The sequence below is a fragment of the Kitasatospora sp. NPDC032121 genome, from assembly GCF_055580145.1.
This window is the reverse complement of the sequence record NZ_JBVILX010000003.1, coordinates 200,622-218,353: the sequence shown is the minus strand read 5'-3', so window position 1 is coordinate 218,353 and position 17,732 is coordinate 200,622. Positions and strand designations below refer to the sequence as shown.

General features: G+C 74.0%; 17 protein-coding genes. 10 read left to right on the top strand and 7 right to left on the bottom strand.

What is annotated here, in order from left to right:
- Positions 1-118 precede the first annotated feature (118 nt).
- Complete coding sequence (locus tag ACZ5OX_RS12040) at positions 119-1,102, bottom strand: adenosine deaminase (RefSeq protein WP_465629789.1); 984 nt, start codon at positions 1,100-1,102, stop codon at positions 119-121.
- A 183-nt stretch (positions 1,103-1,285) separates the two neighbouring features.
- Here ACZ5OX_RS12040 and ACZ5OX_RS12035 point away from each other — a divergent pair, with 183 nt between their 5' ends.
- Both ACZ5OX_RS12035 and ACZ5OX_RS12030 read left to right on the top strand, forming a co-directional pair.
- Positions 1,286-1,567 (top strand): DUF6158 family protein, encoded by a 282-nt coding sequence (locus ACZ5OX_RS12035; protein ID WP_449787733.1) that lies wholly within the window; start codon positions 1,286-1,288, stop codon positions 1,565-1,567.
- Between the two features lie 119 nt (positions 1,568-1,686).
- Positions 1,687-3,075 (top strand): NADP-dependent succinic semialdehyde dehydrogenase, encoded by a 1,389-nt coding sequence (locus ACZ5OX_RS12030; RefSeq protein ID WP_465629788.1) that lies wholly within the window; start codon positions 1,687-1,689, stop codon positions 3,073-3,075.
- 32 nt (positions 3,076-3,107) lie between these two features.
- Here ACZ5OX_RS12030 and ACZ5OX_RS12025 read toward each other — a convergent pair whose 3' ends face one another.
- Both ACZ5OX_RS12025 and ku read right to left on the bottom strand, forming a co-directional pair.
- Entirely contained in the window at positions 3,108-3,401 is a 294-nt protein-coding gene (locus ACZ5OX_RS12025) for a hypothetical protein (RefSeq protein WP_465629787.1), read from the bottom strand.
- Between the two features lie 56 nt (positions 3,402-3,457).
- Complete coding sequence (gene ku, locus ACZ5OX_RS12020; protein ID WP_465629786.1) at positions 3,458-4,468, bottom strand: non-homologous end joining protein Ku; 1,011 nt, start codon at positions 4,466-4,468, stop codon at positions 3,458-3,460.
- Between the two features lie 146 nt (positions 4,469-4,614).
- On the opposite strand from ku, the gene ACZ5OX_RS12015 reads away from it, so the two are divergent.
- The 3 genes from ACZ5OX_RS12015 to ACZ5OX_RS12005 all read left to right on the top strand — a co-directional run bounded on the left by ACZ5OX_RS12015 (position 4,615) and on the right by ACZ5OX_RS12005 (position 7,812).
- Positions 4,615-4,851, top strand: a complete 237-nt coding sequence (locus ACZ5OX_RS12015; protein ID WP_465629785.1) for a hypothetical protein — start codon at positions 4,615-4,617, stop codon at positions 4,849-4,851.
- 266 nt (positions 4,852-5,117) lie between these two features.
- On the top strand, positions 5,118-6,557 hold the full coding sequence (locus ACZ5OX_RS12010) for an amino acid permease (protein WP_465629784.1): 1,440 nt from the start codon (positions 5,118-5,120) through the stop codon (positions 6,555-6,557).
- A 214-nt stretch (positions 6,558-6,771) separates the two neighbouring features.
- The gene (locus tag ACZ5OX_RS12005) at positions 6,772-7,812 is read left to right on the top strand and encodes a helix-turn-helix domain-containing protein (protein WP_465629783.1); all 1,041 of its coding nucleotides are present in this window, start codon (positions 6,772-6,774) and stop codon (positions 7,810-7,812) included.
- Positions 7,813-8,105: 293 nt separating this feature from the next.
- Here the strand turns inward: ACZ5OX_RS12005 and ACZ5OX_RS12000 are convergent, their stop codons facing one another.
- On the bottom strand, positions 8,106-8,894 hold the full coding sequence (locus tag ACZ5OX_RS12000; RefSeq protein ID WP_465629782.1) for a S1 family peptidase: 789 nt from the start codon (positions 8,892-8,894) through the stop codon (positions 8,106-8,108).
- 141 nt (positions 8,895-9,035) lie between these two features.
- Between ACZ5OX_RS12000 and ACZ5OX_RS11995 the strand changes: the two genes are divergently transcribed.
- From ACZ5OX_RS11995 to ACZ5OX_RS11985, 3 genes are all read left to right on the top strand, one after another.
- Positions 9,036-9,875, top strand: a complete 840-nt coding sequence (locus ACZ5OX_RS11995) for an EI24 domain-containing protein (protein ID WP_465629781.1) — start codon at positions 9,036-9,038, stop codon at positions 9,873-9,875.
- A 546-nt stretch (positions 9,876-10,421) separates the two neighbouring features.
- Positions 10,422-11,096 carry an aggregation-promoting factor C-terminal-like domain-containing protein gene (locus ACZ5OX_RS11990; RefSeq protein WP_465629780.1) on the top strand — a complete coding sequence of 225 codons (675 nt, stop codon included), beginning with the start codon at positions 10,422-10,424 and terminating at the stop codon, positions 11,094-11,096.
- Positions 11,097-11,304: 208 nt separating this feature from the next.
- Complete coding sequence (locus tag ACZ5OX_RS11985) at positions 11,305-12,309, top strand: glycosyltransferase family 2 protein (RefSeq protein ID WP_465629779.1); 1,005 nt, start codon at positions 11,305-11,307, stop codon at positions 12,307-12,309.
- A gap of 1 nt (position 12,310) precedes the next feature.
- Here ACZ5OX_RS11985 and ACZ5OX_RS11980 read toward each other — a convergent pair whose 3' ends face one another.
- Positions 12,311-12,940: an HIT family protein gene (locus tag ACZ5OX_RS11980; RefSeq protein ID WP_465629778.1), complete on the bottom strand. Its 630-nt coding sequence runs from the start codon at positions 12,938-12,940 to the stop codon at positions 12,311-12,313.
- A gap of 121 nt (positions 12,941-13,061) precedes the next feature.
- Between ACZ5OX_RS11980 and ACZ5OX_RS11975 the strand changes: the two genes are divergently transcribed.
- Positions 13,062-15,977 (top strand): FAD-binding and (Fe-S)-binding domain-containing protein, encoded by a 2,916-nt coding sequence (locus tag ACZ5OX_RS11975; RefSeq protein ID WP_465629777.1) that lies wholly within the window; start codon positions 13,062-13,064, stop codon positions 15,975-15,977.
- On the opposite strand, the gene ACZ5OX_RS11970 is transcribed toward ACZ5OX_RS11975, so the two are convergent.
- Positions 15,974-16,477, bottom strand: a complete 504-nt coding sequence (locus ACZ5OX_RS11970; protein ID WP_465629776.1) for a hypothetical protein — start codon at positions 16,475-16,477, stop codon at positions 15,974-15,976. The two genes, ACZ5OX_RS11975 and ACZ5OX_RS11970, sit on opposite strands and share 4 nt — an antisense overlap.
- 42 nt (positions 16,478-16,519) lie before the next feature.
- Positions 16,520-17,023 (bottom strand): DUF1453 domain-containing protein, encoded by a 504-nt coding sequence (locus tag ACZ5OX_RS11965; RefSeq protein WP_465629775.1) that lies wholly within the window; start codon positions 17,021-17,023, stop codon positions 16,520-16,522.
- A gap of 73 nt (positions 17,024-17,096) precedes the next feature.
- Here ACZ5OX_RS11965 and ACZ5OX_RS11960 point away from each other — a divergent pair, with 73 nt between their 5' ends.
- Positions 17,097-17,720, top strand: a complete 624-nt coding sequence (locus ACZ5OX_RS11960) for a TetR/AcrR family transcriptional regulator (RefSeq protein WP_465629774.1) — start codon at positions 17,097-17,099, stop codon at positions 17,718-17,720.
- The last annotated feature ends 12 nt before the right edge of the window (positions 17,721-17,732 follow it).

The window sequence follows — 17,732 nt, the reverse complement described above, 5'->3', positions numbered from 1 at the left end:
CCTTCCCATCCGCCCCGAAAAAACCACCACCCCCCCAATTGTCTTTGCCCCCTCCGGTTCTGGTGTTGTCGTTTCCCTTCTGGGGGGGGGGGGGCACCCCCCCCCCGCTGCGCTCGGGTCAGAAGGTGTACGCCTCGACCTCGGCGAGGAGTTCGGCGCGGCGCTCCTCGCTGACGAAGGAGGCGCGGAAGGAGTTGGCGGCCAGGCGGCGCTGGGTCTCCTGGTCGAGGCCGAGGGCCTCGCGGACGGCGCGGAAGTTGTCCTCGACGTAGCCGCCGAAGTAGGCCGGGTCGTCGGAGTTGACGGTGACCAGCAGGCCGGCGTCCAGCATCTCGCCCAGCGGGTGGTCGGCGAGGGTGTCGACGCAGCGCAGCCGGACGTTGGAGAGCGGGCAGACGGTCAGCGGGATCTGCTCGCGCACCAGGCGGGCGACCAGCTCGCCGTCCTCCAGGCAGCGCAGCCCGTGGTCGATCCGCTCGACGCCGAGGACGTCCAGCGCCTCGGTGATGTACGCGGCCGGGCCCTCCTCGCCCGCATGGGCGACCCGGCGCAGCCCGGCCTCGGCGGCCCGGCGGTACACCTCGCGGAACTTCACCGGCGGGTGGCCGACCTCGGCGGAGTCCAGGCCGATGCCGGCGATCCGGTCGAAGTAGGGGCGGGCGGCCTCGAAGGTCTCCAGCGCGGACTCGGCGGACTCGTCCCGCAGGAAGCACATGATCAGCTGGGTGCTGACGCCGTGCCGTTCCTCGCTGCGCTCCAGCGCCCGGGTCAGGCCGTCCACCACCACGCCCAGTGGCACCCCGCGGGCGGTGTGCGCCTGCGGGTCGAAGAAGATCTCCGCATGGCGGACGCCCTGCTCGGCGGCGCGGGCGAGGTAGGCGTCGGCGAGGTCGGCGAAGTCGTCCTCGGTGCGCAGCACGGCCATCAGCGCGTAGTAGAGGTCCAGGAAGGACTGGAGGTCGCTGAAGGAGTACGCCTCGCGCAGCGCCTCGGTGTCGGCGTACGGCAGCTCGACGCCGTTGCGGGCGGCGAGCTCGAAGGCGAGCTCGGGCTCCAGGGTGCCTTCGATGTGCAGGTGGAGTTCGGCCTTGGGAAGCGGCATGTGCGATCTGTCCAGCGGTAGCGGGTGGACCCGGAGGTGACGGAAGGATCATCCTACGAGCTTCTCGACGCGGGGGGCTCGGCGGGCGACCGCCCGGACCTGCCCGGCCGGACCCGACCGGGTGCACCGGCGACGCTCCGCGGGCACCCTGTAGGAGGGGACTTCCGCCGAGGAGGCACCGAGATGCGGCACGCCGAAGATCCGCACATCCGGCCCGCGGGCATCTCCCCGCACGCCCTGGGCAACGACACGCTCCTGCACGAGCTGGAACAGCTGCACCGCACCCGCCACGAGACCTTCCTGTACGGCTCGGAGGAGGCGCTGAAGCGGCACACGCTGCGCACCGGCGAGCTGGAGGCCGAGTACCTGCACCGCTTCCCCAACCGGCAGGTCACCGCGGCCCGGACCAGGGCCGGGGCCAGGGCCAGGGAGGCGGCCGCCCGGGTGGAGTCGCTGCCGGAGTGACCGGAGCGGACCGCGCGCCCGCCGGGACACGCCGGGCGCGCGGTGGTGTGCCCGGAGCCGGGCCGTCGGAGAGGGTGTGAGGGCAGACGCACCGGACCCGAACCTCCTGGGAGCCCCGCATGCCCATCGCCAGCGTCAACCCCGCGACCGGCGAGACCCTCCAGACCTTCGAGCCGCTCGACGCGGCCGGCGTCGAACGGCGGCTGGCCCGCGCCGAGGCCGCCTTCCACAGCTACCGCGGCACCTCCTTCGCGGCCCGCGCCGAACTGCTGCACCGCGCCGCCGACCTGCTGGACCAGGAGCAGGAGGCGGTCGCCCGCACCATGACCGAGGAGATGGGCAAGCCGCTCGCCGGGGCCCGCGCCGAGACCGCCAAGTGCGCCAAGGCGATGCGCTGGTACGCGGACAACGCCGAGGCACTGCTCGCCGACGAGCACCCGGCCCCGGAAGACGTCGCCGACTCCGGCGCCGCCCGCGCCTACGTCCGCTACCGCCCGCTCGGCCCCGTGCTGGCCGTGATGCCGTGGAACTTCCCGCTGTGGCAGGTCGTCCGGTTCGCCGCGCCGGCGCTGATGGCGGGCAACGTCGGCCTGCTCAAGCACGCCTCCAACGTGCCGCGCACCGCGCTGGCGATCGAGGAGCTGTTCCAGCGGGCCGGCTTCCCCGAGGGCTGCTTCCAGACGCTGCTGATCGGCTCGGGCGCGGTCGAGGGCGTGATCCGGGACCCCAGGGTCGCCGCCGTCACCCTCACCGGCAGCGAGCCGGCCGGGCGGGCGGTCGCGGCCACCGCGGCGGACGTGGTGAAGAAGGCCGTGCTGGAGCTGGGCGGCAGCGACCCGTTCGTCGTCCTGCCGAGCGCCGACGTGGACGAGGCGGCCCGAACCGCCGTCCGGGCCCGGGTGCAGAACAACGGCCAGTCCTGCATCGCCGCCAAGCGCTTCGTCGTGCACACCGACGTGTACGACCGCTTCACCTCCGCCTTCACCGAGGCGATGCGCGCGCTGAAGGTCGGCGACCCGATGGACGAGGGCACCGACGTCGGCCCGCTGGCCAGCCGCCAGGGCCGGGACGACCTGGAGGAGCTGGTCGAGGACGCCCGCACCCGGGGCGCCCGGGTGGAGTGCGGCGGCGGGCGGCCCACCGGCTGGGACTCCGGCTGGTTCTTCGAGCCGACGGTGCTCACCGGCATCACCCCGGCGATGCGGATCCACCACGAGGAGACCTTCGGCCCGGTCGCCACCGTCTACCGGGTGGCCGACCTGGACGAGGCGGTGGCCGTCGCCAACGACACCCCGTTCGGGCTCAGCGCCAACGTCTGGACCACCGACGAGGCCGAGCGGGAGCGCTTCGTGCGGGACATCCAGGCCGGCGGGGTGTTCTTCAACGGGATGACCGCCTCCCACCCGGCGCTGCCGTTCGGCGGGGTCAAGCGTTCCGGGTTCGGGCGGGAGCTGTCCGGGCACGGGATCCGGGAGTTCTGCAACGTCACCACGGTGTGGATCGGCTGAGCCCTCCCGGGCCCGCGCCCGCCCCGGGCCGGTCAGGACGCCATGCGGTGGCGGCCCGGCCCGGGGGTCATCCAGCGGGCGATCACGCCGCCCAGCGCGATGAGCGTCAGCCCCCAGAAGATCGCCATCGGTATCAGCACCGGCAGCAGGCTCACCTGGACGGCCACCATGCAGAGGCCGATCGAGAGCGCGACCATGAACGTCACCACGGTGGGGCTGAGGCCGAGCAGCCAGTGCCAGGCGCGGTGCCCGAAGCCCCGGTTCCGCTGGGCTTCGGGCTCGGCCTGTTCCTTGGCGTCGACTTCCTGGTAGGTCAGCAGGTCCATCGGGATCGCCTCCAATGCTGGACGGCTGGACGGGAGGAACGCCTGGCCCGCGAGGGTCAGGAGGCCTTGCGGGGAGCCGAGGACTTCCGGGCGGTGGTCTTCTTCGCGGCCGAACCCTTCGCCGAGCCCTTCGCCGAGCCCTTCGCCGAACCCCCTGCGGAGCCGGCGCCGGTGGTCTTCGCGGTCGTCTTCGGGGCGGCCTTCGCGCCGGTCCGCTTCGCCGGGGCGCGCCTGCGCGGCGCGGGCTCCTCCCCCTCGGCGTCCTCGGCGCCGCCCGGCCCGCCGCCCCGCCCGCCCTTGGCCTGCTTGAGGCTGCTGCGCAGCGCCTCCATCAGGTCGATCACGTTGTCCGGCGCCTCGCCCGGCTCCTCCTCGTGCGGGACCTCCACGCCCTCCAGCCGCGCGGTGATCACCTGCTGCAGCGCCTGCTGGTAGTCGTCGTGCAGCTGGGAGAGGTCGAAGTCCTCGGAGAGGGTGTCCATCAGCGACCGCGCCATCTTGAGCTCCTGCGGCCGGACGGTGACGTCCGCCTCGGGCGCGATGCCGGCCGCCGGGCGGACCTCGTCGGGCCAGATGCAGGTCTGGAGCACCAGGGTGTTGTCGTGCACCCGCAGCACCGCGGGCGACTCCCGGGTGCGCAGCGCGATCTTGGTGACGGCGATCTGCCCGGACTCGGTGAGCGCGTCGCGCAGCAGCGCGTACGGCTTGGCGGCGGCCTTGTCGGCGACGCCGACGTAGTAGGCCTTGGAGAACATCAGCGGGTCGATCTCGTTCTCGTCCACGAAGGCCAGCACGTCGATGATCTTCTTGCTGGGCAGCGGCAGGTCGGCGAGGTCCTCGTCGGAGAGCGTGACGGTCCGCCCGTCGGGGGACTCGTACCCCTTGGCGATCTCCGCGTACGGGATCTCCTTCTCCTCCCGCTCGCAGTACCGCTTCATCCGCACCCGGCCGCCGTCCTTCTCGTGCACCTGGTGCAGCGGGACGTCGTGCTCCTGGGTCGCGGAGTACAGGTGGACGGGGATGCTGACCAGCCCGAAGCTGATCGTCCCCTTCCAGGTGGTCTGCATGGGGTCGCTCCTGACCGGCGCCGGGAGCCGGCCGGCACCGCGAACGCTCGGGATGCTCCTGCGGCATGCCCCGAGAGTCCCACTCTGCCTGGATTTGCGAGGATCGGCCACACCGCGCCGACAATGGGCCGAGGAGGTCGATGCGGATGACCGCCCGTAGCCGGGACGACCGGCAGGACCGGGCCGGGCCGCCCCCACCGGAGCGGTACGGCTACCTGGTGACGTACGCGGTGCGGGGCGAGCCCGGCGCCCGGCGCGCGGAGGTGGCCGTCCTGCCCGGATACTCACAGGAGGAGGACATCCCCCGGATCCTGGCCGCCCGGCTGACCGGGCGACCGGCGGACGAGGCCTCGATCACCGTCCTCGACGTGCGGCCGATCTGACCGCCCACCCACGGGCGATTTGAGCCCCAACAGAGCTTGGAAACCTCTCAAAAGGCTGACGATGCATCAGATTTGAGGTTTCCATGCCACCTTTCCACCCACCCCGACCAGGTCTTTTGCGTTCGTTGAGCGAACAGTTACCAAAAAATTGTTCCGATCACCGGTGCGTAGAAGTTAGGTTGCGACGCAATGCGCGGGCAAGTCCCCCACCCTCCGGCATGACGAGTCGAGGGTCACACCGCGCTGGAAAGGCACAGGGTCCCGAGATGAGTGCGGACACCACCAGGCCCACCACGGCCACCAAGCTCCCCCAGCAGACCGGTCCGGTCGGACACGGCGGCGACGGCCACCTGAAGGCCGGGCTCAAGAACCGCCACCTGTCGATGATCGCCATCGGCGGCGTGATCGGCGCCGGCCTGTTCGTCGGCTCCGGCGCGGGCATCGCGACCACCGGCCCGGGCATCCTGCTCTCCTACGCCCTGGCCGGCGCCCTGGTCGTGCTGGTGATGCGGATGCTCGGCGAGATGGCCGCGGCCGACCCGCAGAGCGGCTCGTTCTCGGCGTACGCGGACCGCGCGCTCGGCCGCTGGGCCGGCTTCTCCATCGGCTGGCTGTACTGGTTCTTCTGGGTCGTGGTGCTCGCGGTCGAGGCGACGGCCGGTGCGAAGATCCTCAACAACTGGGTGCCCGGCGTGCCGCAGTGGGGGTGGGCGCTGATAGTGATGGCGGTGCTGACCGCCACCAACCTCTTCTCCGTGGCCTCCTACGGCGAGTTCGAGTTCTGGTTCGCCGGGATCAAGGTGGTCGCGATCGCCGCCTTCCTGGTGATCGGCACCCTCGCCGCCTTCGGCCTGCTGCCCGGCACCCACGCGGTCGGCGCCAGCAACCTCACCGGCCACGGCGGCTTCCTGCCGCACGGGGTGGGCGCGGTGTTCACCGGAATGCTCACCGTGGTCTTCGCCTTCATGGGCAGCGAGATCGTCACCCTGGCCGCCGGCGAGTCGGAGGACCCGGAGAAGGCGGTCAGCAAGGCCACCAACAGCGTCATCTGGCGCATCGGGATCTTCTACCTGGGCTCGATCCTGCTCGTGGTCACCCTGCTGCCGTGGGACTCCGCCGACGTCAAGGCGAGCCCGTACGTGGCGGTGCTGGACCACATCGGCATCCCGGGCGCCGGCCAGGTGATGGACGTGATCGTGCTGACGGCGGTGCTGTCCTGCCTCAACTCCGGGATGTACACGGCCTCCCGGATGGCCTTCTCGCTGGGCCAGCGCGGGGACGCGCCCAAGGCCTTCGCCACGGTGACCTCGCGCGGCGTGCCGCGGGTGGCGATCCTCTCCTCGGTGGTCTTCGGCTTCGTCGCGGTCTTCTTCAACTACACCTCGCCGGACACCGTGTTCGCCTTCCTGCTCAACTCCTCCGGCGCCGTCGCGCTCTTCGTCTGGCTGGTGATCTGCGCCACCCAGCTGCGGATGCGGAAGATCATCGAGCGTGAGATGCCCGAGCGGCACACCGTCCGGATGTGGCTGTACCCGTACCTGACCTGGACGGCCATGGGCATGATCGGGTTCGTCATGGCGTACATGTTCACCGACGCCGACGGGCGCAAGCAGATGTACCTGTCGCTGGTCGCCGCAGCCATCGTGCTGGCGGCCTCGGCCGTGGTGGGCCGACGGCGGCGGGCCGCGGTGGCGGCGGGCTCCTGACCCGCCCGCCCCGCGCGGGAACGCCGGGCCCGGGAGCCTCCGCATCGGCTCCCGGGCCCGGCGCCGTTTTTCCGGCGCCGTCCCGCCGGCCGTCCCGCCGGGCGTCCTGTTCGCCGCCCCGTTCGCCCTCCTCAGTTTGACCAAGGCACGTCAAGGGGGATATCTGGGCCAGCGCTCCCCCACGAGCACTTCCCGACCCTCACCGGGAGACCCCGTGCCGATCCCGCCCGCCCCCACGCCGCCCTCCCCGCCACCACCCCGCGCGGAACCCGAGTCCGCACGCCTGCGCTTCGGCCGTCGGCTGCGCCACTGGCGCGAAGCCCGCGGCCTCAGCCAGGCCGAGCTCGGCCGGCTGCTCGGCTACCACGACTCGCTGATCAGCCGGGTGGAGAACGCCCGCCGCTGGCCGCCGCCGGGGATGCCCGACCGGGCCGACGAACTCCTCCTCGCCGACGGCGAGCTGGCGCAGCTGTGGCAGGCCCTCCAACGGGAACGCCGACGCCTCGGCGAACTCGCCGCCGCCGCCCGGAAACCGCTCGCCGCCGACACCGCCCCACCCGACGCCGCCACCGTCGAGGTGCTCGCCCAACTGCTCGCCGTCTACCGCGCCGCCGTCGACCGGATCGGCGGCGAGGAGCTGGCCGCCGTCCTGGAGCACCACGCCCGCACCCTCGCCGGCCGGCCACGCACCGGCCCGCGCGAGAGCCCCACCGCCGACCATTCGCTCGCCGCCCAGTACGCCGAGCTGGCCGGCTGGGCCCACTTCGAGGGAGACCGCCACGCCCACGCGCTCGGCTGGTACACCACCGGGCTGGAGTGGGCCCGCACGAGCGACGACCGGGCCACCACGGCCGCCCTGCTCGCCCGGCAGAGCACCCTGTACTGGTGGCACGGGGACGCGGCCACCGCGCTCACCCTGGCGGAGGCCGCCCGGAGCACCGCCCCTCCCCTGCCGGAGCTGCGCGCCTGGGCCGCCGTCGTCCAGGCCCACGCCCACGCACTGGCCGGACAGGCGCCGCAGGTCCGCCGGACCCTGGCGGACGCCCGACGACTGACCGGCGCCGCACTGCGCTCCGGCGCGCCGACGCCCTGGACGGAGCGCGCCGAGCTGGTCCTGGCCGTCGCCCATGGCACCTGCCAACGGGACTCGCCCTCCACACCGGCCGCACCGCCCACGCCCACGCCGCGGCGGACCGGCTGGAGGCGGCCCTGCGACTACTCGACCGGGCCGCCCGCCCGCGCGACCACGCCCTGATCACCGCCCGCCTCGCCGGCGCCCGTGCCCTCGCCGGTCACCCCGACGCCGCGGCCGCTCTGCTCTCCCGACTGCCCCCGAACACCACCGGCCGCATCGCCCGCGAGCAGCGGCGCGCCGGGGAGTGGCTGCGCCGGTGAAAGCCGAGCTCCGCGCCCCCGGCCCGGACGCCGCCGCCGGTGAAAGCCCGGATGCCGCGCCGGCGCCCGGACGCACGGTAGCGGGGCCGGCCACCACCTGCGGGAGTGGTGGCCGGCCCCGCCGGACCGGTCCGGCGGCCCCTGCGGGTCGGCTCAGAGGCCGGCCGCCGCCGAGGCGATGGCCGCCGCGTACGTGCTCACCTGGGAGTAGACGCCCGGGTAGCCCGCGCGGGCGCAGCCGTTGCCCCAGCTGACGATGCCGACCTGGATCCAGCGGCCCGCCGCGTCCTGGCGGACCATCGGGCCGCCCGAGTCGCCCTGGCAGGTGTCGACGCCGCCCTGGGAGACGTAGCCCGCGCAGAGCGAGCCGGCCTTGTTCAGGCCCGGGTAGGCGCCGGCGCAGGTGGCGTCGTCGACGAACGGCACGGTGGCCTTGAGCAGGTACCGCTGCTGGGCGCCGCCCTCGCTCGCGGCGCCCCAGCCCATGATGGTGAAGGTGCCGTTGTCGTAGGCGGTGGAGGTGGCGATCGGCAGGGTGCTGACCAGGCTGCCGCTGATCGGCGAGGCCAGCTTGATCAGCGCCCAGTCGTTGCCGTTCTCGGCGCCGGTGAAGGACGGCGACTGGTAGACGTACGAGGAACGGACCTTGATCGCGGTGCCGCTGCGCAGGTCGACCGCTCCCGCGGTGACGGTGATGCTGCTGTTGGCGCCGGTGCCGTCGACGCAGTGGGCGGCGGTGAGCACGATCTGCGAGGTGTAGAGCGCGCCGCCGCAGCCCATCGAGAGCCGCACCATGAACGGGAACTCGCCCTGCGCCGCCCGCGTGCCGCCGACCACGCTCGGCGACGGCGCGGGCGAGGCGGCGGCGGGCAGCACGAGTGTGCCGACGCCGAGCACCAGACCGACCAACAGGCTCATCAGCCTGCCGAGTTGACGCTTCATCGGACTCCTCCTTGCAGGTGGGGGAAGACCGAGAGTGGCCCGGCGGGCGGCGCTACAGGAGGGGGGTGCCCTTGCCGGTCGGAACTGGCAGGAACACGGCAATGCGAGGTTCCGGGCCGGGAGGCCCTAGGGTGATCGCCCATGCGAGATCTTGTGGCGGGGATGAAGTACCTGGTCGCGGGCCAGAAATGGGTGGGTCGGCACGGCCGCTGGTGGGGCTTCGGGATGCTGCCGGCCCTGCTCACACTGGTCGGCTACGTCATCGCGCTCGCCTTCCTCGGCGCCTGGGCCAAGGACCTCGCGGACTGGGCCACCCCGTTCGCCGACCACTGGGGCTCACCCTGGCGGGAACTGCTGCGCGACGCGCTCGCGGCGATCGTCTTCGGCGGCGGACTGCTGCTCTCCCTGCTCACCTTCACCGCGGTCACCCTGGTGGTCGGGCAGCCCTTCTACGAGGCGCTCTGCGCCGAGGTCGACGAGACCGAGGGCGACGCGCCCGCCGCACCGGACACCGCGCTCTGGCGCGAGCTGCTGACCGCGGTGCGCGACAGCCTGTACGTGCTGGTGCGGGTGGCCGCGTTCGGTGTGGTGCTGTTCGCCTGCGGGTTCATCCCGGTGGTCGGGCAGACGGTGGTCCCGGCGCTCGGCTTCCTGGTGTCCGGCTTCTTCATGACCGTCGAGCTGACGGCCGTCGCCCTGCAGCGGCGCCGGGTGCCGCAGCCCGAGCGAATCCGGCTGCTGCGCGCCCGGCTCGGGCTGGCGCTGGGTTTCGGCACGCCGCTGATCCTGGCCTTCCTGGTGCCACTGGTCACGGTGCTCGCCATGCCGGGGGCCGTCGCCGGCGCCACTCTGCTGGCCCGCGACCTCGTCCCGACCGCACCGCAGGAGGAGCGGGAGAGGCCGACCCCCGGCGCCTCCGCCCCCGACGTCCCCGCCCCCACCGGGCCGCCCGTCCCGGGCAATCCGTACGCGACCCCCTGAGGCCGTGACCCTCCGCTCACGCTGCGCCGACATCAGGTGGGCGAACGTGTGAGCCCGCCCACAGGGGGATCGCCATCCACGATCCCCGATAGTGGACCCGCGCCGCGGAGCCGCCGCCCCGACTCCGTCGAGGCGCCCCGGGCGGACCGTCCACGACCGCGCTCCGCCTGAAGAACACAGGCCACGGTCGGTGTCGACACTGCGATCCTTCACCGCCTCCGGGACTCTTCTCCCGGATGGGCAATTCGGGCAAATAAGCACAAACAAACCGCCGATCCTCGCCGCGCAGGCTGCGCGGCCACGATCGGGCGTAGTAGAGAACCCCTTTGCCACCCGTCCTCGGCCCTGCCAAGAATGGCCCGTCGCCAGGCAGCGCAGCCTCAGCTCCGCCGCCGCGCCGCCCGCTCGCCCCCGCCTCTCCGGCCGGGGCGCCACGGCCGTCCGTCCAGGGCGGCCGCAGCGGGCCCCGCTCAGCCGGAGCCCGCGCGATGCCCCGCCCCCCGGTGCCCACCGGCACGGCCCCGACGGAGAAGGATCGTCCGCCCGATGCAGCTCAGCCAGCTCAGCCATGCCCGCCGCAACTCCCTGATCACCGGTGTCGCCACCCTCGTGGTCGCGAGCGCCGCCACCGCGGCCCTCGCCATCCCGCAGGCCGGGAACGCCACCGCGGCCGCCCCGGTGGCCGCCGTGTCGGCGGACGGCCGGCCGGTCACCGAGCTGGGCCAGGCCGACACCGCTGCCGCCGACGCACAGGCCGCCCAGGCCGCCCAGGAGGCCCAGGCCAAGGCCAAGGCGGACGCCGCGGCCCAGGCGCAGGCCGAGGCCCAGGCTCAGGCTCAGGCCCAGGCCGACGCGAAGGCCAAGGCCGACGCCGAGGCCGCCGCCTCCCGCTCCCAGGAGCGCCAGAACCTCGACAGCGCGCCGGCCACCTACTCCGGCACCCCGCAGCAGATCGCCGCGCAGATCGTCCCGGCCGGCCAGCTCCAGTGCTTCAGCAACATCGTGTTCCGCGAGAGCAGCTGGAACCCCCTCGCGGTCAACGCCTCCTCCGGCGCGTACGGTCTGGTCCAGGCCCTGCCCGGCTCCAAGATGGCCTCCGCGGGCGCCGACTGGCGCACCAACCCGGCCACCCAGATCAAGTGGGGCCTGGACTACATGAACACCCGCTACGGCAGCCCCTGCGCCGCCTGGTCGTTCTGGCAGGCCCACCACTGGTACTAAGCCGGACCCGTTCGGCCCACCGGGGCCCGCGACGCACCTCGCGTCGCGGGCCCCGGCGCACATCGCCGCAGGTCGGGACGGGCGTGGACGCGTCCGGCAGGCGGCGTGAAGATATGGCGCACGCTCGTACGATTTGCCACCGATTGCTCGGAATTACGGACCGTCAGGGCTTTGCCACGGTCCGCAGGCCCACTTACGCTCCGGCGTCATGCCCTCGCCCCTGATCAGCGTCGTGGTCCCCGCCTACGACCAGCACGGACAGCTCGCCGACTGCCTGGACTCGCTGCTCGCCCAGTCCCTGGCCGACCTCGAGGTGATCGTGGTCGCCGACCGCTCCCCCGAGACCGCGGGTGGGCTCGCCGACGCGTACGCCGCCCGGCACCCGCACGTGTCGGTGCTGCACCTGAACGCGGCGGTCGGGGTCGGGGCGAGCCGGAACGCGGGGGCGGCGCGGGCGGCCGGCGAGTACCTGCTGTTCCTGGACGCCGACCACCTGCTGCCCCGGGACGCCCTGCGGACGCTCGCCGACCGGCTCCGGCAGACCGGGCCGGTGGACGTGCTGCTGTTCGGCCACTCCCGCCGCCACCAGGACCGGGACTGGCCGGGCGGGGCCGAGGCGCTGCTCGCCGAGGCCGGCCCCGAGCCGTTCGCGCCCTTCGACCGGCCCGAGCTGTTCGGCGCGCCGCCGCTGATCTGGGACCGGCTGGTCCGCCGCGGCCACTGGGCCGAGCTGGGCCTGGCCTTCCCGCCCGGCCGCTACGAGGAGGTCCCGGTGGCGCACGCGGCGCTGCTCGGCGCCCGGAGCGCCGCCGTGCTGGCGCGCGAGTGCGTCCAGCTGCGCCGCCGGGAGACCGTCCACCCGGCGGGCGGGCCCGGAAGCAGCGTCTTCGACGTGTTCGAGCAGTACGAGCGCAGCTTCGCCCTGCTGGAGGACCAGCCGCACCTGTACGCGGTGCGCGACGCGCTGTTCGTCCGGATGATCCGGCACTACCTGTTCGTCTTCGACCTGGCCGGCTGCGTCCCCCGCGCCGAGCGGCCGCAGTTCTTCCACCGCGCCGCCGAGCACCACCGGCGCTTCCAGCCGCCCGGCCACCGCCGGCCCGGCGGCCGCGAGGGGATCAAGTTCTCGCTGCTGGCGGGCGGCGCCTACCCGGCGTTCGAGGTGGCCAAGCTCTCCCACATCGCGCGCGGCACGCTCACCGGACGGAAGTAGCTCAGCGGGCGTGCGCGGTGCCGCCCTCGGCGGCCATCGCCGCCGCGATCCGGCGGGCCCGCTCGGCCCTCACCCCGGCGGGCTGCGGCGGCAGCACGTCCATCCACAGGGGCAGGGTCGAGCCGCGCAGCTGGGCCACCCCCTCGGGGCGGGCGAGCAGCCACAGGTGCAGGTGCGCCGAGCCGTCGCCCCAGCGGTTCACGTGGACCCGGCCGACGCCGCCGAGCGACCGTACCGCCCGCTCCACCCGCTGCAGCATCGGGCCCAGCCGCGCGGACAGTTCGGCCGGCAGGTCCAGCAGGTCGTGGTGGGCGCGCGGCCAGAGGAGCAGAGTGGCGGGCAGACCGTTCGGCTCGTCGGTGGTGCCGAGCCGCCAGTGCTCGTCGGTCCACAGGAAGTCGGCGTCGGGGCGGGCGCAGTCCGGGCAGCTCTGCGGGCCGTCCTCGCCGTTGCGGGGCGGCTCCGGCAGCTCGGGCGCGCGCAGTTCCCGGACGGTCAGCTCGCCCTCGTACGGGAAGATCTCCCAGGACGGCGCGCCGTCCGTCGGGAAGGGCAGCGGCTCGCCGATCGGGAGGCGGGCGAGGTAGGCCTCGGGGCCGGCCGGGTCAACGGGCACGGATTCGTCGATCATGACCGCCGAGGGTGCCACATGACACCCCGTCGGCGGTACCCCCGTCGTGCCCGGTACCGGTCCGGCCGGGTGCCTGCGATCATCGGCGGAGCCGTCGCCGCACCCGCCCGGGAGGTCCCTGGTGAGCCGTCCGTCCGCCGTACCCGGGGCCGCGCTGGCCCGTGAGCTGGCCGCCGTGCTGCGCGGCGAGGTCCGCTTCGGCGCCGCCGAGCGCACCGTCTACAGCCAGGACGCCTCCAACTACCGGCAGTTGCCGCTGGGCGTGGTCAAACCCGCCGACCTCGACGACGTGCGCACGGCACTGGCGCTGTGCCGCGAGCACGGGGTGCCGGTGGTGGCGCGCGGGGCCGGGACCAGCATCGGCGGGCAGGCGATCGGCCCGGGCGCGGTGGTGCTGGACTTCCGCCGCCACCTCGGCGCGGTGCTGGAGCTCGACCCGCAGGCCCGCACCGCGCGCGTCCAGCCCGGCACCGTGCTGGACGACCTCCAGCGCGCCGCCAGACCGTACGGGCTGCGCTTCGGCCCCGACCCTTCCACGCACAGCCGCTGCACCATCGGCGGCATGATCGGCAACGACTCCTGCGGCTCGCACTCGCTCGCCTGGGGGCGCACCGCCGACAACGTCGGGCGGCTGGAGCTGCTGCTCGCGGACGGCACCGAGCTGACCGTCGGCGGTCGGCTCACCTCCCGGGAGCGTGCCGCGCTCGCCGCGCGGCCCGGAAGGGTCGGTCGACTCCACGCCGAGCTACAGGAGTTCACCGACCGCAACCTCGCCGTCATCCGGCAGGGCATGCCGCAGCTGCCCCGCCGCACCTCCGGCTACCCGCTGGACGCGCTGCTGCCCGAGCACGGCCACGACCTGGCCCGGGCGCTCACCGGCACCGAGGGCACCTGCGCGCTGCTGCTCGGCGCCACCGTCCGACTGGTCGAGGACCCGCCCGCGCGGGCCCTGGTGGTGGCCGGCTACCCCGACGAGGGCGCCGCCGCCGACGCCGTCCCGGCGCTGCTGCCCCACGGCCCGCTGACCGCCGAGGGCATGGCGGCCGACCTGATCGCCGCGCTGCTCGCCGCCGGGCCCCGGCCGCCCGCGCTGGACCGGCTGCCCGCCGGCGAGTGCTGGCTGTTCCTGGAGACCGGCGGCGACACCCCGCTGGCCGCCTACCAGGCCGCCCGCCGACTCGCCGACGAGGTGCGCCGCGAACGATCGGCCACCGTCGCGCTGGTCACCGACCCGGCCGAGCAGCGCCAGCTGTGGGCCGTCCGGGAGGCCGGCGCGGGGATCGTCACCCGGCTACCCGGAGGCGGCGAGGCCTGGCCCGGCTGGGAGGACTCCGCCGTCCCTCCCGAGCGGCTCGGCGACTACCTCCGGGACCTGCGCGCCCTGCTGCGCCGGCACAGCCTGCGCGGTGTCCCGTACGGGCACTTCGGCGACGGCTGCGTGCACCTGCGGATCGACTTCCCGCTGGACGAGCCCCAAGGAGTGCTGGTCTTCCGGGAGTTCCTGGAGCAGGCGGCCGATCTGGCGGTCTCGTACGGCGGTTCGCTCTCCGGCGAGCACGGCGACGGGCAGGCCAGGGCGGAGCTGCTTCCGCGCATGTACCCGCCCGAAGTCATCGGCCTGTTCGGTGAGTTCAAGCGGATCTGGGACCCGGAGAACCTGCTCAACCCGGGCGCCCTGGTCGATCCCCGCCCACTCGACGCGGACCTGCGCTTCGTCACCGCCCCGCGCCGCACGCTGCCGCTGGCGCTCCCGTACGAGCAGGACGGCGGCAGCCTGGTCAAGGCGGTGCACCGCTGCGTGGGCGTGGCCAAGTGCGTGGCCCCGGGCAGCGGGGTGATGTGCCCGAGCTACCTGGCCACCGGCGAGGAGCGGCACTCCACCCGGGGGCGGGCCCGGCTGCTCGCCGAGATGCTGCGGGGGATGGGGGCGCCTCCCGGCCGCCAGGCCGGGGCAGCGGTCGCGGACGGGTGGCGCTCGCAGGAGGTCCGCGAGGCGCTGGACCTCTGTCTGAGCTGCAAGGGCTGCGCGAGCGACTGCCCGGTGCACGTCGACATGGCGACGTACAAGTCCGAGTTCCTGTACCAGCACTACCGGCACCGGCCGCGTCCGCTCGCGCACTACTCGATGGGCTGGCTGCCGCTCTGGCTGCGGGCCGTCGCTCTCGCGCCCGGGGCCGCCAACACGCTCGCCCGCTCCCGGGCCGGCGCGCTGCTCAAGCGGCTCGGCGGGATCGACCGGCGCCGGGTGCTGCCGGTCTTCCCACCGGAGACCTTCACCGCCTGGTACCGGCGGCACCGCGCCGAACACCCGGCCCCGGCGGGCGCCCGGCCGGTACTGCTGTGGCCGGACACCTTCTCCGAGCACCTCCAGCCGAACGTGCCGCGCTCGGCCGTCGAGGTGCTGGAGCACCTGGGCTTCGACGTCCGGCTGCCCTCGGGCCCGGTCTGCTGCGGGCTCACCTGGCACTCCACCGGCCAACTCGGCACTGCCCGACGGGTGTTGCGGCGCAGCCTGCGGACGCTGGACGGAGCCGGGCTCCCGGCCGACACCCCCGTGGTCGGCCTGGACCCGAGCTGTACCGCGACCCTGCGCGAGGACCTGCCCCGACTGCTCGGCACCGAGGGCCGCCCGCTCGCCGACCGCACCCGCACCTTCGCCGAGTTCCTCGACGAGTACGCCCCCGACGCCCCGCTCCCCCGAATCCGGCTGGACGCCCTCACCCAGACCCACTGCCACCAGCACGCGGTGCTCGGCAGCGCCGCCGACCGCCGGGTGGAGGCCAGGCTCGGGCTGAACAACCGGGTGCTGGAGGCCGGTTGCTGCGGTCTGGCCGGCAACTTCGGCTTCGAGCAAGGGCACTTCGAGGTGTCCGTGGCGATCGCGGAGCGGGTGCTGCTACCCGAGGTCCGCGCGGCCGGTCCGGCGACGGTGGTGCTGGCGGACGGCTTCAGCTGCCGCACCCAGATCGCCCAACTCGCCGACGGGCGGCAGGCCCTGCACCTGGCGGAGCTGATCGCCCGGGAGCTGCGCCGCTAACGCGCGTGCGCGGCGAGGAAGGCCCCGGCGTGCGCCGCGGCCTCCTCCCGGGTCCGGTGCTCGTCGGCCGCCTCGCCGGTGGCGCCGTCGGCGCCGGTGGCCGTCCAGCGCCAACCGCCGACCGCCTCGACCAACTCCGCAGTACCGCCGAAGAGTTCGAGCGAGTCAGACTTCGCGACCGGGCGACTGACGGCCTCCGGCCACTTCTTCCGGGCTCCCTGTCGGGTGATACCCCAGGCGGCGCCGAGTCGCTCGTAGCTGGCGCCGTAGGACCCCGCGGTGGCGGCCGCGCCCGCGGCGAGCCGTTTGACCTCGGTGTCCACCAGCTTCCAGGCGGACAGCACGGAGAGGGCCACCTCGACCGGCTCGGCGTTCCACATCCGCTCCGCGGGCAGGCCGGTCGTGCGGGCGCGCACGGCGGCGGCGAGGGGGTCAAGGGCATCGAGAAGGGCCTTGGCCAGTTCGGCCCGTTCCTCATGGGTGATCTCCACAGCGGTCATATCGACAACTATAGTTTCCAAGCTCGGTCACGACAACTGAAGTTACCGACGGAGTCGATCCAGCGGGCTCGAGCCCCGCCCCTCCGGTGCGAACGGGATCCCCGAGGAGAGCCCCCGCAGGCCGACCGCCAGGGCCTCCCCGAGGAAGCCCACGCCGATCGACAGTTGGACCGGCCGGGCGTCCGCAGCCAGGCCGAAGTGCGCGGCGAGCGCGGCGAAGCCGGCCATCACGGCGAGCGAGAGCGCCGCAACGAGGAAGGTCCACCCGGTGTAGCGCTGCCACAGCACGCCCTCGCGCTCGTAGACCCGGACGGTCGCGCCGCGCACCGCCCCCAGCGCGACGCCGAGCGCGGCGCCCGCCACGATCCAGCCGTAGTCGGCCGCACCGAGGCCGTGCCGTTGCGCGAGCGCCCACACGCCAAGGCCGGTGAGCACCACCGGCGGCGCGAAGAGGTCCCGGGCGTTGAGCGGTTCGCCGCGCAGCCGCCGGATCACCACCACCACGACCACGGCGGCGATCAGCCCCACGTGCACCCAGCCGTTCATTCCCGCTCCCCCAAGTTTTGTAGCTCGACCGTGCTAAATCAGCAATTTAGCTCGCCCGTGCTATAACGGCAACATGCCGAAGATCGTCGACCCCGCCGAACGCCGCCAGGCCGTCGCCGACGCCGTCCTGCGCGTCGCGGCCCGCGAAGGACTGGAACACGCCTCACTGCGCAACGTCGCCGAGGAGGCCGGACTGGCCGTCGGCTCGGTGCGGCACTACTTCGCCGGCAGCTCGGAGCTGATGATCTTCGCGATGGGCGAGCTGGCCCACCGGATCGAGGCCCGCATCCGCGTCCACGCCGCCGCCCTGCTCGACCCTGCCGCCGCCGGGACCGACCGGCGCGAGCGGACCGTCCGCCTGCTCGCCGAAACCCTCCCGCTGGACGCCGAGCGCCGGGAGGAGTCCGCGCTCTGGCTCTCCTTCGTCACCGCCGCCCGCACCCGGCCCGGCCTGCGGCCCCGTGCCGCCGAACTGCAGTCCGGACTCGACGAGCTGGTCCGCCGCGTCCTCGCCGAGTCCGCACGCGCCGGCGGCCTGGCCCCCGGCCTCGACCTCGACCTCGAGACCCGCCGGCTCTCCGCCCTGCTGGACGGCCTCGCCCTCCAGGCCGTCCAACACCCCGACCTGGTCGGCCCGGACGAACTGCGCGCGGTACTGCGCCGACACCTCGACACCCTTGCCGCACCGCCCTCCTGACGGAACGTCTAC

Excerpts from the sequence above, each read along its gene's own strand:
- ACZ5OX_RS12035 (WP_449787733.1), top strand. The coding sequence starts at position 1,286 with ATGCGGCACGCCGAAGATCCGCACATCCGGCCCGCGGGCATCTCCCCG.
- ACZ5OX_RS11985 (WP_465629779.1), top strand. The coding sequence starts at position 11,305 with ATGCCCTCGCCCCTGATCAGCGTCGTGGTCCCCGCCTACGACCAGCAC.
- ACZ5OX_RS11970 (WP_465629776.1), bottom strand. The coding sequence starts at position 16,477 with ATGACCGCTGTGGAGATCACCCATGAGGAACGGGCCGAACTGGCCAAG.
- ACZ5OX_RS11980 (WP_465629778.1), bottom strand. The coding sequence starts at position 12,940 with ATGATCGACGAATCCGTGCCCGTTGACCCGGCCGGCCCCGAGGCCTAC.
- ACZ5OX_RS12010 (WP_465629784.1), top strand. The coding sequence starts at position 5,118 with ATGAGTGCGGACACCACCAGGCCCACCACGGCCACCAAGCTCCCCCAG.
- ACZ5OX_RS11965 (WP_465629775.1), bottom strand. The coding sequence starts at position 17,023 with ATGAACGGCTGGGTGCACGTGGGGCTGATCGCCGCCGTGGTCGTGGTG.
- ACZ5OX_RS12025 (WP_465629787.1), bottom strand. The coding sequence starts at position 3,401 with ATGGACCTGCTGACCTACCAGGAAGTCGACGCCAAGGAACAGGCCGAG.
- ACZ5OX_RS12040 (WP_465629789.1), bottom strand. The coding sequence starts at position 1,102 with ATGCCGCTTCCCAAGGCCGAACTCCACCTGCACATCGAAGGCACCCTG.
- ACZ5OX_RS11990 (WP_465629780.1), top strand. The coding sequence starts at position 10,422 with ATGCAGCTCAGCCAGCTCAGCCATGCCCGCCGCAACTCCCTGATCACC.
- ACZ5OX_RS12015 (WP_465629785.1), top strand. The coding sequence starts at position 4,615 with ATGACCGCCCGTAGCCGGGACGACCGGCAGGACCGGGCCGGGCCGCCC.
- ku (WP_465629786.1), bottom strand. The coding sequence starts at position 4,468 with ATGCAGACCACCTGGAAGGGGACGATCAGCTTCGGGCTGGTCAGCATC.
- ACZ5OX_RS11995 (WP_465629781.1), top strand. The coding sequence starts at position 9,036 with ATGCGAGATCTTGTGGCGGGGATGAAGTACCTGGTCGCGGGCCAGAAA.
- ACZ5OX_RS12030 (WP_465629788.1), top strand. The coding sequence starts at position 1,687 with ATGCCCATCGCCAGCGTCAACCCCGCGACCGGCGAGACCCTCCAGACC.
- ACZ5OX_RS12000 (WP_465629782.1), bottom strand. The coding sequence starts at position 8,894 with ATGAAGCGTCAACTCGGCAGGCTGATGAGCCTGTTGGTCGGTCTGGTG.
- ACZ5OX_RS11960 (WP_465629774.1), top strand. The coding sequence starts at position 17,097 with ATGCCGAAGATCGTCGACCCCGCCGAACGCCGCCAGGCCGTCGCCGAC.